Here is a 14,518-nt window from a genome sequence, read left to right as displayed (position 1 = left end):
CCAGATAACAAGAGGAGCACCCCATGCATCCCTTCAGCTTCGCCACCACCGCACAGATCCTCTGCGAATCCGGCGCCAGTCTGCGTCTGGCCGAACTCTGTCGCGAGCGCGGCGCCCGGCGCGTGTTGATCGTCACCGACCCCGGTATCACCCGTCTCGGCCTGCTGGAGCCCTTGCTGCCGGGCTTCACCCGCGCCGGCCTGGGCGTGCAGGTGTTCGACCAGGTGCTGGCCGACCCGCCTGAGGCCGTGGTACTGGCCGCCGTGGCCCAGGCCCGTGAGCTGCAGGCGGAGCTGGTGGTCGGTTTCGGTGGCGGCAGCTCGATGGACGTGGCCAAGCTGGTGGCCTTGTTGGCCCATCCCGACTGCGGTCAGGCGTTGAACGAGATCTATGGCGTGGGCAATGCCCGCGGTCGGCGCCTGCCGCTGATCCAGGTGCCGACCACCGCTGGAACCGGCTCGGAGGTGACGCCGATCGCCATCGTCACCACCGGCGAGACCACCAAGCTGGGCGTGGTTTCGCCGCTGCTGCTGCCGGATCTGGCCTTGCTCGATGCCGACCTGACCCTCGGCCTGCCCCCTGCGGTCACCGCCGCCACCGGCATCGACGCCATGGTGCATGCCATCGAGGCCTACACCAGCGCGCTGAAGAAAAACCCGCTCTCCGATCTGCTGGCGCGCGAAGCCCTGCGTCTGCTGGCAGCCAATCTCGATGAGGTGGTGCACAACGGCGGCAACCGCGAGGCGCGCCAGGCCATGCTTCTCGGCGCCTGCCTGGCCGGACAGGCCTTCGCCAACGCGCCGGTGGCGGCGGTGCATGCGCTGGCCTACCCGCTGGGCGGGCATTTCCATATTCCTCATGGGCTGTCCAACGCCCTGGTGCTGCCGCAGGTGCTGGCGTTCAACGCACCAGCGGCTGCGCCGCTGTACGCCGAGCTGGCGCCGCTGGTATTGGACGAGCAGTTGCGGGCGGGCAGTGCGGCGGCGCAGACCGAGCAGCTGATCGAGGCCCTGGCCGGCTTCAGCCAGCGCAGCGGCCTGCCGACGCGGCTGCGCGATGCCGGGGTGAGCGAGGCCATGTTGCCGACGCTGGCGGCGGACGCCATGCTGCAGCAGCGCCTGCTGGTGAACAATCCGCGCGAAATGAACGAGCAGCAGGCGCTGGCCATCTATCAGGCGGCCTATTGAGACGAGATTGCCGTAGGGTGCGCCACGCGCACCGAAGCCACCCCAAGGATTATCGATGAGCCAACCCCAACACCTGCGTGGCGACTACCGCCACTTTCAGCCGATCACCACGCGCTGGCACGACAACGACCTCTACGGCCACGTCAACAACGTGACCTATTACAGCTACTTCGACAGCGCGGTGAATGCCTACCTGATCGCGGCAGGCGGCCTGGACATCCATGCCGGCGAGGTGGTCGGCTTCGTGGTCAGCTCCAGCTGCGACTACTTCGCCTCTATCGCCTTCCCCGACGCCATCGAGGTCGGCCTGCGCGTCGGCAAGCTGGGCAACAGCTCGGTGCAGTACGAGCTGGCGGTGTTCAAGGCCGGCGAGCAGCAGGCCTGCGCCGCCGGGCGCTTCGTCCATGTGTTCGTCGACCGTGCGAGCAATCGCCCAGTACCGATTCCGCCGGCCCTGCGCGCGGCGCTGGAACGCCTGCTGGTGGCCTAGTCCGGGTTCGCCAGGATCGAGCAGCCTGCTAGGCTGTGGGCAGTCATCTGCCAGGTAGTGTCCATGTCCGATCTCGAGCGCGAGCAGGCGCAGCAACGCGCCGCGCGCATCGCCGCCTTCGCCGAGGAGCTGGCCGAGCTGCGTCGCGAGCAAGTGCTGCAGCTGAGCGAGGTGCAGGAACAGGCGGTCGCCGCCCATCATCGGCAATTGCTGACGCATTACCGGCAGACCCTGGATATCGACGCCGATGTCCGCGCCCGCCAGCTGTCGCTGGGCATGCGCCTGGCCTCGCTGTTCGGCGCGCTGGCTCTGGCGGCCGGATTGTTCTTTTTGTTCTACCAGTTCTGGGGCCTGTTCGACGCCGCGGCCCAGGTCGCCATCCTGCTCGGCAGCAGCCTCGGCAGCCTGGCGCTGTGCTTCTGGCTGCAGCGCCGCGACGCCTCCGGTTACTACGCCAAACTGGCGGCCGTGCTGGCCTTCGTCTGCTTCGTGCTCAACCTGACGCTGCTCGGGCAGATCTTCAATATCACCCCCTCGCCCAATGCCCTGCTGCCCTGGGCTGCCCTGGGCTGCGCTGGCCCTGCTGTTGGCCTACTCGGTGCGCCAGCGTCTGCTGCTGGTGGCGGCGCTGCTGTGCCTGGGGCTGTTCGTCGCCGCGCGGCTGAGCGACTGGGCCGGCTGGCACTGGTGGGCGCTGGGCCAGCGGCCGGAGCATTTCATGCCGCTGGCGCTGCTGCTGTTGCTGCCGCAATGGCTCGACCAGCGCCGCTACCCGGGGTTTGCCGCCTGTTATCGGGCGCTGGGCCTGCTTTACCTGCTCGGCCCGGTATTGCTGCTGTCCTACTGGGGCGAGTCCAGCTACCTCGACTGGCCGGTGCGTGGCGTCGAGGCCTTCTACCAGGTGCTGGGCTTCGTCCTGGCGGGCCTGGCGGTCTGGCTCGGCATCCGCCGCGGCTGGGGCGAGGTGGTCAACGGCGGCCTGGTCTTCGCCCTGCTCATGCTGTTCACCAAGCTGTTCGACTGGTGGTGGCAGTTGCTGCCGCGCTACCTGTTCTTCCTCCTGCTCGGGCTGATCGCCCTGCTGTTGCTGGTGCTGCTGCAACGCTGGCGGCGCAGCGCCCAGGACGGTGCGGCATGAACCGCGCGCTGTGGCTGGGCCTGGGCTTGATCCTGCTGAGCAATGCGGTCGCCCTCGGCGGCGTCTGGTACAACCGCAGCGGCGAGCCCGAGGCGCGCCTGACGCTGAGCCCGCGCGAGCTGGAGCGGGTGTCCGATGCCCTGTTGCGCGGCGAGGAGAACAGCGGGCTGCGTCTGCGGCTGAGCTGGCGCCATGCGGCCGGCAATGCGCGGCTGCCCTGGCTGGACGCGGCCAAGCTGGACGAACTGGGCTTCAGCGCCGAGGGCCTCGAGCGGCCGCTAAGCCGTCAGTTGCCGCGCAGGGTCTGGCTGGTGCTGGAGTTGGACGGTCCGGGTTATCGCCGCCAGCTGGACGGCGCGCGCCAGGCCCTGCAGGCCGCCGAAAGCGCCCTGCAGGCGGCGCCGGACAATCAGGAGCTGCAGCGCCAGCGCGACGAACGCCGCCGCCAGCTGCAATACGAGGAGCAGCAGGCCAGTCGGCTGATGCTGGTGGATGCGGGCGTGGATGCCGAGGCGCTGCGTCGGCGCTGGCCGGATCGGCGACGCCAGGTGCTGCTGTCCGGGCGGATCGAGCCCTATCGGCACGGCGCGCAGGCGGATTACGGTGCCAGTATCCGCCTGGACGGCGCTCGCTTGAGCCTGCCCCGCGCCTACCGCGAGTTGTTTCGCGGTTGGCCGCGGGGCCATGACGAAACAGGGCCCAAGGTGCAGGTCGAAGTCGCCTTCGGCCGTCGCCATGAGCCCTGGGTGCTCAGCGTTCGTCAGTGATGACGATGCCAGTGCTTCTTGTGCTTCCGCTTGCCGTGGTAGTGGTGGTGATGCACGTCGCGGCGGTAACGACGGTCGTCGCGGTGGTAATGGCGATCGTCGTAGCTGGCGTTGCCCATATGGTTGCCCAGCGCGCCGCCGGCGCCGCCGCCCACCGCCGCGCCGACCAGGCCGCCGGTGTTGCCGCCGACCTGCTGGCCGATCACGTTGCCGCCGGCCGCGCCCAGGGCGCCGCCGATGGCGGCTTCGGTGCGGCTGCGCCGATCCGCGCCGACCGCGCTGCCGGCCGCGCCGCCGATACCGGCGCCGATGGCCGCGCCGGTATTGCCGCCGACCTGTTTGCCGACCGCAGCGCCCAGCACTCCGCCCAGAGCGCCGCCAATACCGGCTTCGGTATTGCCGGCCAGGGCGGCGCCACTGGTCAGGCTAAGGGAGAGGAACAGCAGTTGCAGTGACTTCATGAACACCTCGATGACAGAGCCGCCTTGCGGCGAGAGTTGCTCCATTGACCTGCGGCGCCCATGCCGGGTTCCCGACCTCCCGTCGGCCACTGGTCTGGTTGTGGAACTGGTTCACGGTTTCGCCAAACGGGCGTAGGGGTGGCGCTCACAGCAGGCTCTCGCGGCCCCACTGCTCCAGCGCCTGGGTCAGCGGCAGCACCTCGCCGGGGCGGCTGAGGGCGTAGCCGGGCAGTTGGCCGATACGTGCCTGGAACTCCGGGTTCTGCAGCACCCGCAGCAGGGCGGCCATGGCCGGCAGCTCGAGGCTGTCCTCGCGGCACAGCAGGCAATAGTGCTCGCGGGCCATTGGGATGAAATCCAGGCCGAAGCGGCGCGCCGCCGCCTCGACGCCGAAGCCGGCGTCGGCCATGCCGCTGGCGACGTAGGCGGCCACCGCCGCGTGGGTGAACTCCTCGTTGTGAAAACCGCTGATCGCCGCACTGTCCAGGCTGTCGCGCTGCAGCAGGTCCTGCAGCAGCAGGCGGGTGCCCGAACCGGGCTCGCGGTTGACGAAGCGCAGCTCGCCGCGCGCCAGGTCCGCCAGGCCGCGCACGCCGTGCGGGTTGCCGGGGGCGAGCATCAGCCCCTGGGTGCGCACGACGAAGGTGATCACCCGCTGGTCGGGGCGCAGCCAGGGCTGGATGCGGGCCATGCTCAGTGCGCCGAGCGGCCCGGCCGGCACGTGCAGGCCGGCCACCTCGCAGTCGTGGCGATGCAGGGCGATGATCGCCTCGCTGCCGCTGCGAAACTGCACCTCCCACTGCCAGCCGGGGTCGCGCTCCAGCCACTCGCGCAGCGCCGCCACGGCGAAACCGTGGCTGGCGTGGATGCGCAGGCCGGGATTGCTGGCCTGCAGCACCCGGTTCAGCTCCAGCTCCAGCTCGCCGGCCAGGTTGTCCAGCTGCGGCGACAGCCGCGCGCGGATGCGTTGGTCGGCCCACAGCAGCTTCTCGCCCAGCGGCGCCAGGCGCGCGCCCTTGCCGCGCTCCAGCTCGATCAGCGGACTGCCGAAGAACGCCTGCCACTTGCCCAAGAGGTTCCAGGCATGGCGGTAGGAATAGCCGACGCGGGCGGCGGCCTCGGTGAGCTTGCCGGTGTCGTGTACCGCCTGCAGCAGTTCCAGCCCCTGCGGGTCGAGGCTGCTGCCGTCGCGCTGGTGGAAACGCCAGCGCGGCTGGATATCGATACGGATCATATGTTCAAGGCTTCATATTTGTGTGGCCAATTTCCCATGTTAGTTTGCCGTGCATGGGCGCTTTGCGTCCGAGTATAAGAACTTTACTTCATATATGGCGAGCCCAATGGCTTCGCTTGGGATAAGCCGACCAGCAGCCGTGACTGGCGCGGATTATCTCCCCCGACAGTACCGGCGACCTCCGCCGGCTGGAGTATCGAATATGGCTGTTCTTCCCCAGCGCTTTGCCCCCGAGCAGTGCCAGGCCGTCGCCCGCGAGGTGCTGGCCGCCCACCGCGGCCAGCCCGGCGCCCTGCTGCCGATCCTCCACGACATCCAGGACCGCCTCGGCGCGGTGCCGCCCGAGCTGCTGCCGCTGATCGCCGAGGACCTCTGCCTGTCGCGCGCCGAGGTGCACGGGGTGGTCAGCTTCTATCACGATTTTCGTGCCACGCCGCCCGGTCGCCAGGTGCTCAAGCTGTGCCAGGCCGAGGCCTGCCAGTCGATGGGGGGCAAGGCGCTGACCGCCGAGCTCGAGGAGAAACTCGGCCTGCCGCTGGGCGAGACCCGTGCGGACGGCAGCCTCAGCTTCGAGCCGGTGTACTGCCTGGGCAACTGCGCCTGTGCGCCGAACGCCATGCTCAACGGCGAGCTGCACGGCCGTGTCGATGCCGATGAACTGCTGGCGCTGCTGGCCGAACAGGAGGCACGCGCATGAGCGAGTCGATCAAGGTCTTCGTCCCGCGCGACGCCACCGCGCTCAGCCTGGGCGCCGACAAGGTGGCCCAGGCCATCGTCGCCGAGGCTGCGGCGCGCGGTATCGAGGTGCAACTGGTGCGCAACGGCTCGCGCGGGCTGTTCTGGCTCGAACCGCTGGTCGAGGTCGCCACGCCGGCCGGCCGCGTCGCCTACGGTCCGGTCAAGGCGCGCGACGTCGCCGGGCTGTTCGATGCCGGTTTCCTCGAAGGCAAGGCGCATGCGTTGGGCCAGGGCCTGACCGAGGAAATCGACTACCTCAAGCGCCAGGAGCGCCTGACCTTCGCCCGCGTCGGCATCACCGACCCGCTGTCGCTGGAGGACTACATTGCTCACGATGGCTACCGTGGCCTCAAGCGCGCCCTCGGCATGGCGCCCGAGGCGATAGTCGCCGAGGTTACCGAGTCCGGCCTGCGCGGCCGTGGCGGCGCGGCCTTCCCCACCGGCATCAAGTGGCGCACCGTGCTCGGCTGCCAGGCCCAGCAGAAGTACATCGTCTGCAACGCCGACGAAGGCGACTCGGGCACCTTTTCCGACCGCATGGTGATGGAAGACGACCCCTACGTGCTGATCGAGGGCATGTGCATCGCCGGCCTGGCCGTTGGGGCGACCAAGGGCTACATCTACCTGCGCTCGGAATACCCGCACGCCGAGGCGACACTGCTCGAGGCCATCGCCCGCGCCACGGCCGCCGGCTACCTGGGCGATGATGTGCTCGGCAGCGGCAAGGCCTTCCATCTGGAGCTGCGCCGCGGCGCCGGCGCCTATATCTGCGGCGAGGAAACCGCGCTGCTGGAAAGCATCGAGGGCAAGCGCGGCACCGTGCGGCCGAAGCCGCCGCTGCCAGCCATCGAGGGCCTGTTCGGCCAGCCGACGGTGATCAACAACGTGATCTCGCTGGCTTCGGTGCCGATCATCCTCGACAAGGGCGGCGCCTACTACAAGGACTACGGCATGGGCCGCTCGCTCGGCACCCTGCCGATCCAGCTGACCGGCAACATCGCCCGCGGCGGCCTGATCGAGAAGGCCTTCGGCATCACCCTGCGCGAGCTGCTCTACGAGTACGGCGGCGGTTCGGCCAGCGGCCGGCCGATCCGCGCTGTGCAGGTCGGCGGCCCGCTCGGCGCCTACCTGCCCGAGTCGCAGTTCGACACGCCGCTGGACTACGAGGCCTTCGCCGCCCTCGGCGCGGTGCTCGGCCACGGCGGCATCGTGGTATTCGACGACAGCGTCGACATGGCCGACATGGCCCGTTACGCCATGGAGTTCTGCGCGGTGGAGTCCTGCGGCAAGTGCACGCCCTGCCGCATCGGCTCGACCCGCGGCGAGGAGCTGCTGGCGCAGATCATAGTCGCTCGCTCCGAAGGCCCGCAGCCGGGGCGCATCGAGCTGCTCAAGAGCCTCTGCGACACCATGCTCGGCGCCTCGCTCTGCGCCCTTGGCGGCATGACCCCCTATCCGGTGATGAGCGCCATCAACCACTTTCCCGAGGACTTCGGCATGGCGCAAGACGCCGCCGAAGCCCGCTGATCCGGAGGCGTCCCCATGGCCCTGTATCGTGAACTCGACTATGGCACCCCTGCTCGCAGCGGTGCTCCGGTAACCCTGGAAATCGACGGCAACGCCATCACCGTGCCGGCCGGCACCTCGCTGATGCGCGCGGCCCAGGAGGCCGGCATCGCCGTGCCCAAGCTGTGCGCCAGCGACAGCCTGGAACCCTTCGGCTCGTGCCGCCTGTGCATGGTGGAAATCGAAGGCCGCCGCGGCTTCCCCGCCTCCTGCACCACCCCGGTGGAGGCGGGCATGGTGGTGCGCACGCAGAGCCCGAAACTGGCCGAACTGCGTCGCGGCACCATGGAGCTGTACATCTCCGACCACCCGCTGGACTGCCTGACCTGCTCGGCCAACGGCAACTGCGAGCTGCAGGACATGGCCGGCGTGGTCGGCCTGCGCGAGGTGCGCTACGACCCGGTGAAGACCCACCTGGCCGAGGCCAAGGACGAGTCCAACCCCTATTTCAGCTACGACCCGTCCAAGTGCATCGTCTGCAACCGCTGCGTGCGCGCCTGCGAGGAAGTGCAGGGCACCTTCGCCCTGACCATCGACGGCCGTGGCTTCGATTCGCGCGTGGCTGCCGGCCAGGACGAGGACTTCCTCGACTCCGAGTGCGTGTCCTGCGGCGCCTGCGTCAACGCTTGCCCGACCGCCACGCTGATGGAAAAGTCGGTGATCGAGCTGGGCCAGGCCGAGCGCAGCGTCACCACCACCTGCGCCTACTGCGGCGTCGGCTGCTCGTTCAACGCCGAGGTCAAGGGCAACACCGTGGTGCGCATGGTGCCGAACAAGAATGGCCACGCCAACCACGGCCACGCCTGCGTCAAGGGCCGCTTCGCCTGGGGTTACGCCACCCACCCGGACCGCATCAAGACGCCGATGATCCGCGACAGCATCCATGAGCCCTGGCGCCCGGTGAGCTGGGACGAGGCCATCGGCCATGCCGCCCGGCGCTTCAAGGAGATCCAGGCGCAGTACGGCAGCCACGCGGTCGGCGGGCTGACCTCCTCGCGCTGCACCAACGAGGAAACCTACCTGGTGCAGAAACTGGTGCGCGCCGCCTTCGGCAACAACAACGTCGACACCTGCGCGCGGGTCTGCCATTCGCCGACCGGCTACGGCCTCAAGGTGGCCCTCGGCGAGTCCGCCGGTACCCAGGACTTCGACTCGGTGCTGGCCGCCGACGTGGTGCTGGTGATCGGTGCCAACCCCACCGACGGTCACCCGGTGTTCGGCTCGCAGCTCAAGCGCCGCCTGCGCGAGGGCGCCAAGCTGATCGTCGCCGACCCGCGCGGCATCGACCTGGTGCGCAGCCCGCACATCCGGGCCGAGCATCACCTGCAGCTGCGTCCGGGCAGCAACGTCGCCCTGCTCAATAGCCTGGGCCATGTGATAGTCACGGAGAAACTGGTGGACGAGGCCTTTGTCGCTGAGCGCTGCGAGGCCGAAGCCTTCGCGCAGTGGCGCGCCTTCGTCAGCGAACCGCGCAACAGCCCCGAGGCCATGGAAGCCCTGACCGGCGTGCCGGCCGCCTCGGTGCGCGCGGCCGCCCGCCTGTACGCCACTGGCGGCAACGCGGCGATCTACTACGGCCTGGGCGTCACCGAGCACAGCCAGGGCTCGTCCACCGTGATGGCGATCGCCAACCTGGCCATGGCCACCGGCAATATCGGCCGGCCCGGGGTGGGGGTGAACCCGCTGCGCGGACAGAACAACGTGCAGGGCTCCTGCGACATGGGTTCCTTCCCTCACGAACTGCCGGGCTACCGCCACGTCTCCGACCCGGTGGCGCGGCCGCAGTTCGAGGCGGCCTGGGGCGTCAAGCTGCTCGACGAGCCGGGCCTGCGCATCCCCAACATGTTCGCTGCGGCCCATGCCGGCACCTTCAAGGGCATTTACATCCAGGGCGAGGACCCGGCGCAGTCCGACCCCGACACCCAGCACGTCACCGATGCGCTCAAGGCCATGGAGTGCGTGGTGGTGCAGGACCTGTTCCTCAACGAAACCGCCAAGTACGCCCACGTGTTCCTGCCCGGCGCCTCCTTCCTGGAGAAGAACGGCACCTTCACCAACGCCGAGCGGCGCATCTCGCCGGTGCGCAAGGTGATGCCGGCGCTGGCCGGCAAGGAAGACTGGGAAGTGACAGTGGCGCTGTCCAACGCCCTCGGCTACCCGATGCACTACCGCCATCCGTCCGAGATCATGGACGAGATCGCCGCGCTGACGCCGACCTTCAGCGGCGTCAGCTATGCCAAGCTCGAGCGCCTGGGCAGCATCCAGTGGCCGTGCAACGACGAGGCGCCGCAAGGCACGCCGATCATGCACGAGGACGCCTTCGTGCGCGGCAAGGGGCGCTTCATGGTCACCGAGTACATCCCCACCGACGAGCGCACCTCGCGCAAGCGGCCGCTGGTGCTGACCACCGGGCGCATCCTCTCGCAGTACAACGTCGGCGCGCAGACCCGGCGCACCGCCAACACGGCCTGGCACCCCGAGGACGTGCTGGAACTGCACCCGGTGGACGCCGAGGACCGCGGCATCAAGGACGGCGACTGGGTCGGCATCGACAGCCGCGCCGGCGAGACGGTGCTGCGCGCCAGGGTCACCGAGCGCATGCAGCCGGGCGTGGTGTACACCACCTTCCACCACCCGGAATCCGGCGCCAACGTGATCACCACCGACAACTCCGACTGGGCCACCAACTGCCCGGAGTACAAGGTCACCGCGGTACAGGTGCGCAAGGTCGAGGCGCCGTCAGACTGGCAGCAGGAGTTCGATACCTTCACCCGCGAGCAGGTCAACCTGCTGCCGCAGATCAAGGTGGTGCAGCTATGACCGGCGTGCGGGGCACCTGCCCGGCGGCCCGGGTATCGCTGCGCTCGACCTACGCGGCCCGACCCATCCTACCCAGGGGGACCTTTCGATGGGCATGAACGCCACGCAACTGATCAAGATGGCCAACCAGATCGGCGCCTTCTTCGCCTCCCAGCCCGATCCCGCCCAGGCGCGCACGGAGTACGCCCAGCACCTCAAGCGGCAGTGGGACCCGCAGATGCGCACGGCGCTCTACGCTCACCTGGACGCCAGCGGCGGTGAGGGCTTGAGCGAGTTCGTGCTGCAGGTGCTGCGCGATTTGCGCGGGCAGATCGAGCCGCAGGCCGCGCGAGCCCTGTAGGGTGTCGCGGGGCCGCCCAGGCCGTGCGCAGCAGACAGCCGCAAGTGTCGGATAACCTAAAGTCTCGGTTCGGCGTAGGGTGGATGACGCTCTTTTCATCCACCATTGCGGCACCACGGTGGATCGGTAAAGCGTGATCCACCCTACGATCCTCGCGAGGAGCCAGCATCCCATGTCACGCCGTACCGCCGACCCGCTCGCCGATGATCGCACCGCCCACCCGGCGCCGGACGGCTACGCCTATGTCGAGCTGGACCAGGCGGCGCGCAGCGGCCATGCGGTGTTGGCCGAGGAGTGCGCCCTGGCCATCGCCTACAACGGCATCAGTCATGCGGTGATGATGGTCTCGCCCAGCGCGCTGGAGGATTTCGTGGTCGGCTTCAGCCTGAGCGGCGCGCTGGTCGAGGGCGTCGAGGAAATCTACGACATCCAGATCGGCCGTCAGGGCGAGGCCTTTCACGCCGAGGTGCAGATCGCCAACCGCGCCTTCTGGGCGCTCAAGCAGCAGCGGCGCAATCTGGCCGGCACCAGCGGCTGCGGCCTGTGCGGGGTGGCGGCGCTGGAGCAGGCGCTGCCGCAACTGACCGAGCTGGCCGACAGCCCCCTGCCGCCGGCCGCGCACCTGCATGAGCTGCGCGCACGCATCGCCGCGGTGCAGCGCCTGGCGCGCCACAGCGGCGCGCTGCACGCCGCGCTGTTCGTCGACGAACAGGGCGAGATCGTCCTGTGCCGCGAGGATATCGGCCGCCACAACGCCCTGGACAAGCTGATCGGCGCGCTGCGCCGCGAGGGCCGCGACGGCCGCCGCGGTTTCGCCGTGGTCACCAGCCGCTGCAGCCTGGAGCTGATCCACAAGGCGGTGCGCGCCGGCTTCGCCAGCCTGGTCAGCCTCTCGGCGCCCACCGACCTGTGCGTGCGCTGGGCGCGCCAGCACCGCCTCAACCTGATCCACCTGCCGCACCATAGCGCGCCGAGGGTCTACAGCCCGGCGCCACTCTGAGACCAACGGCGCGCCCACCCGCCCTGCAGCATCTAGACTTGCGCTTCCGGGCGCTGCCTGCCCGGCCATCCACAAGGCACGAGAGGAATCGCCATGAGTATCTTCGCCTTTGTCAAAGAAGCCGGGGTCAAGCTGTGGGAGTCGCTGGTGGGTCAGGAGGCGCAGGCCGCCGAATCGCTCAAGGAGCACGTGGCCAAGGTCGGCCTGGGCAACCCGAATATCGAGGTCAGCGTCGAGGGCGACAAGGTAACCGCCCGCGGCGAGGTGGCCAGCCAGGAAGAGAAGGAGAAGATCCTCCTGGTCCTGGGCAACGTCGCCGGGGTCGGCGAGGTGGACGACCAGATCGGCGTCGTCACGCCGGCGCTGGCGGCGCGCTTCGTCACGGTGAAGAAGGGCGACACCCTGAGCGCCATCGCCAAGATCGAATACGGCAACGCCAATGCCTATATGAAGATCTTCGAGGCCAACAAACCGATGCTCGGCCACCCGGACAAGATCTACCCGGGGCAGGTATTGCGCATTCCCGAATAAACACGCCTCCCCTGCAGGGGGCGGTCAGCCGGCGCCTACGACAAGCGCATCCCGGCTAGCCCCTGCAACAACGCCCGATAATCCTCCACCGCGGCGAACTCCTCGGTGTCCTTGGGCCCGGCCTGGCTGTCCGGCTGGCGTACGGCGAGCAGCTGGGCGACGCCGAAGCGCCCGGCGCTGCGCAGGATTGGCAGGCTGTCGTCGATGAACAGGCTGCGCGCCGGGTCGAACTCGACGTCCTGGCGCAGGGCGAACCAGAACTGCTGGTCCTCCTTGGGAAAGCCGTAGTCGTGGGAGCTGATCAGGCGTTCGAACCAGGGCGCCAGCTCCACGCGTTCGAGCTTCAGCGACAGCGAGTCGCGGTGCGCATTGGTGATCAGCACCACGCGCTTGCCGGCCTCGCGCAGGGCGCGCAGGAACAGCTCGGCATCCGCACGCAGGGCGATCAGGTGAGCGACCTCGCGCTTGAGATCGCGGATCGAGAGGTTCAGCTCGCGGCTCCAGAAATCCGTGCAGTACCAGTTCAGCGTGCCGGCGTGCTGGCGAAACAGTGGCAGCAGCTCGGCCTCGGCCAGCGCTAGGCTGAGGCCGTGGTGCTCGGCGTAGCGCTGCGGCAGGTGCTTGAGCCAGAAGTGGTTGTCGAAGTGCAGGTCGAGCAGGGTGCCGTCCATATCCAGCAGGACGGTGTCGATCTGGTGCCAGGGCAGTGGAAGCATGGGGACGTCTTGCGCTCGAAGGTCGTGAATCTGCCGGCCTGCGTCGCGAACGTGCAATCTGCGCCGGGGATAATCGGAAAAGCCGCGGTATGATAACCCGCCAGGTCACGCCAAGGAGTCGTCCCATGCGTCAGAAGCCCACGGTACTCGCCCGTGAAATAGTCGCCAGCAGCCGTCTGTTCCGCGTCGAGGAGCTGCAGCTGCGCTTTTCCAATGGCGTCGAGCGGACCTACGAGCGTCTGGTGGGCAAGGGCGTCGGCTACGGCGCGGTGATGGTGGTGGCGATGCTCGATGCCGAGCATGCGGTGCTGGTCGAGGAATACTGCGGTGGCACCGACGACTACCAGCTGTCGCTGCCCAAGGGCCTGATCGAGCCGGGCGAAGACGTGCTGGTGGCGGCCAACCGCGAACTCAAGGAGGAGGCAGGTTTTGGGGCGCACGAGCTGGAATACATCACCGAGCTGAGCCTGTCGCCGGGCTATATGAGCCAGAAGATCCAGGTGGTGCTGGCGCGCGATCTGTACGAGGAGCGCCTGCCGGGCGACGAGCCGGAGCCGATGCGGGTCGACCGGATCAACCTGCGCGAGCTGTCCAGCCTGGCCCAGCACGCCCAGTTCAGCGAGGGCCGCGCCCTGGCCGCGCTGTACCTGGTGCGCGACCTGCTGAGTCAGCGTGGGGAGTTCGTGCAGTGAGTCATCCCTATATTTCCCAGGTGATCGAACTGGTACGCGCCGCCGGCGCGGCGACCCTGCCGTACTGGCGCAGCGACGTGGCGGTGACGGAGAAGGCCGATGCCTCGCCGGTCACCGCCGCCGACCTGGCCGCCCACCATATCCTGCTCGATGGCCTGCGCGCGCTGGCGCCGGCGGTGCCGGTGCTGTCCGAGGAGGCCGCCGACATTCCCCTGGCCGAGCGCGCCGCCTGGACGCGCTGGTGGCTGGTCGACCCGCTCGATGGCACCAAGGAATTTATCGCCGGCTCCGAGGAGTTCACCGTCAATGTCGCGCTGATCGAGCACGGCCGCGTGGTGTTCGGCGTGGTCGGCATTCCGGCCAATGGGCGCTGCTATTACGGTGGCGCTGGTCTGGGTGCCTGGCGCAGCGAAGTGCCGGGTGACGAGCAGCCGATCGGCGTGCGTCTGGCGCCGGCGCAGGGCTTTACCCTGGTGGCCAGCAAGCGCCATTCGAGCCCGGCCCAGGAGCGCCTGCTCGGCGGCCTGGCCGCGCGCTTCGGCGAGCCGGCGCTGGCCAATATCGGCAGTTCGCTGAAATTTTGCCTGCTGGCCGAGGGCAATGCCGACTGCTACCCGCGCCTGGCGCCTACGTCGCAGTGGGACACCGCGGCGGCGCAGGGCGTGCTGGAAGGGGCGGGCGGCGAAGTGCTGGATCTGGCCGGCGCGCCGCTGGCTTACCAGGCGCGCGAATCCTTTCTCAATCCGTCGTTCCTGGCCTTGCCGGCCGCCGCCGAATGGCGTGGCGAGCTGATCGAGCTGGCGCGCGGGTTGGCATAGGCGAGGTGGGAGGGGCTTCA

At 68.9% G+C, this 14,518-nt stretch carries 14 protein-coding genes and 1 pseudogene; 12 read left to right on the top strand and 3 right to left on the bottom strand.

The genetic code is table 11. The features are described 5' to 3' along the window. Positions 1 to 23: 23 nt before the first annotated feature. From AC1G9C_RS23340 to AC1G9C_RS23325, 4 genes and pseudogenes are all read left to right on the top strand, one after another. A complete protein-coding gene (locus tag AC1G9C_RS23340) occupies positions 24 to 1,187 on the top strand; it encodes an iron-containing alcohol dehydrogenase (RefSeq protein WP_480408931.1) in 1,164 nt (387 codons plus the stop codon). Between the two features lie 55 nt (positions 1,188 to 1,242). Beyond that, entirely contained in the window at positions 1,243 to 1,677 is a 435-nt protein-coding gene (locus AC1G9C_RS23335; RefSeq protein ID WP_480408930.1) for an acyl-CoA thioesterase, read from the top strand. 63 nt (positions 1,678 to 1,740) lie between these two features. Then, a pseudogene (locus AC1G9C_RS23330) lies at positions 1,741 to 2,815 on the top strand (DUF2157 domain-containing protein). Beyond that, complete coding sequence (locus AC1G9C_RS23325; protein ID WP_480408929.1) at positions 2,812 to 3,582, top strand: DUF4824 family protein; 771 nt, start codon at positions 2,812 to 2,814, stop codon at positions 3,580 to 3,582. Before AC1G9C_RS23330 ends, AC1G9C_RS23325 begins: the two are co-directional and overlap by 4 nt. On the opposite strand, the gene AC1G9C_RS23320 is transcribed toward AC1G9C_RS23325, so the two are convergent. Continuing rightward, positions 3,576 to 4,043 (bottom strand): YMGG-like glycine zipper-containing protein, encoded by a 468-nt coding sequence (locus tag AC1G9C_RS23320; protein ID WP_397495742.1) that lies wholly within the window; start codon positions 4,041 to 4,043, stop codon positions 3,576 to 3,578. The genes AC1G9C_RS23325 and AC1G9C_RS23320 overlap by 7 nt on opposite strands. 145 nt (positions 4,044 to 4,188) lie before the next feature. Then, positions 4,189 to 5,277, bottom strand: a complete 1,089-nt coding sequence (locus AC1G9C_RS23315; RefSeq protein WP_480408928.1) for a substrate-binding domain-containing protein — start codon at positions 5,275 to 5,277, stop codon at positions 4,189 to 4,191. 202 nt (positions 5,278 to 5,479) lie between these two features. Here AC1G9C_RS23315 and AC1G9C_RS23310 point away from each other — a divergent pair, with 202 nt between their 5' ends. From AC1G9C_RS23310 to lysM, 6 genes are all read left to right on the top strand, one after another. Then, the gene (locus tag AC1G9C_RS23310) at positions 5,480 to 5,974 is read left to right on the top strand and encodes a formate dehydrogenase subunit gamma (protein WP_480408927.1); all 495 of its coding nucleotides are present in this window, start codon (positions 5,480 to 5,482) and stop codon (positions 5,972 to 5,974) included. Then, on the top strand, positions 5,971 to 7,542 hold the full coding sequence (locus AC1G9C_RS23305) for a formate dehydrogenase beta subunit (RefSeq protein WP_480408926.1): 1,572 nt from the start codon (positions 5,971 to 5,973) through the stop codon (positions 7,540 to 7,542). The genes AC1G9C_RS23310 and AC1G9C_RS23305 overlap by 4 nt, the downstream gene beginning before the upstream one ends. Before the next feature lie 15 nt (positions 7,543 to 7,557). Continuing rightward, on the top strand, positions 7,558 to 10,401 hold the full coding sequence (fdhF, locus tag AC1G9C_RS23300; RefSeq protein ID WP_480408925.1) for a formate dehydrogenase subunit alpha: 2,844 nt from the start codon (positions 7,558 to 7,560) through the stop codon (positions 10,399 to 10,401). A gap of 94 nt (positions 10,402 to 10,495) precedes the next feature. Beyond that, positions 10,496 to 10,741: a formate dehydrogenase subunit delta gene (locus tag AC1G9C_RS23295; RefSeq protein WP_397495746.1), complete on the top strand. Its 246-nt coding sequence runs from the start codon at positions 10,496 to 10,498 to the stop codon at positions 10,739 to 10,741. 172 nt (positions 10,742 to 10,913) lie between these two features. Then, positions 10,914 to 11,741: a formate dehydrogenase accessory sulfurtransferase FdhD gene (fdhD, locus tag AC1G9C_RS23290; RefSeq protein ID WP_480408924.1), complete on the top strand. Its 828-nt coding sequence runs from the start codon at positions 10,914 to 10,916 to the stop codon at positions 11,739 to 11,741. Between the two features lie 93 nt (positions 11,742 to 11,834). Then, positions 11,835 to 12,272: a peptidoglycan-binding protein LysM gene (gene lysM / locus AC1G9C_RS23285; RefSeq protein ID WP_021443837.1), complete on the top strand. Its 438-nt coding sequence runs from the start codon at positions 11,835 to 11,837 to the stop codon at positions 12,270 to 12,272. A 35-nt stretch (positions 12,273 to 12,307) separates the two neighbouring features. On the opposite strand, the gene yrfG is transcribed toward lysM, so the two are convergent. After that, entirely contained in the window at positions 12,308 to 12,988 is a 681-nt protein-coding gene (gene yrfG, locus AC1G9C_RS23280) for a GMP/IMP nucleotidase (protein ID WP_480408923.1), read from the bottom strand. 125 nt (positions 12,989 to 13,113) lie between these two features. Between yrfG and nudE the strand changes: the two genes are divergently transcribed. Together nudE and cysQ are read left to right on the top strand one after the other, a co-directional pair. Next, positions 13,114 to 13,680, top strand: a complete 567-nt coding sequence (nudE, locus tag AC1G9C_RS23275; RefSeq protein ID WP_021443835.1) for an ADP compounds hydrolase NudE — start codon at positions 13,114 to 13,116, stop codon at positions 13,678 to 13,680. After that, the gene (gene cysQ / locus AC1G9C_RS23270) at positions 13,677 to 14,498 is read left to right on the top strand and encodes a 3'(2'),5'-bisphosphate nucleotidase CysQ (protein WP_457788645.1); all 822 of its coding nucleotides are present in this window, start codon (positions 13,677 to 13,679) and stop codon (positions 14,496 to 14,498) included. The genes nudE and cysQ overlap by 4 nt, the downstream gene beginning before the upstream one ends. The last annotated feature ends 20 nt before the right edge of the window (positions 14,499 to 14,518 follow it).

This window comes from Pseudomonas sp. ABa2, from assembly GCF_056676075.1.
This window is presented reverse-complemented; position numbering and strand designations above follow the sequence as displayed.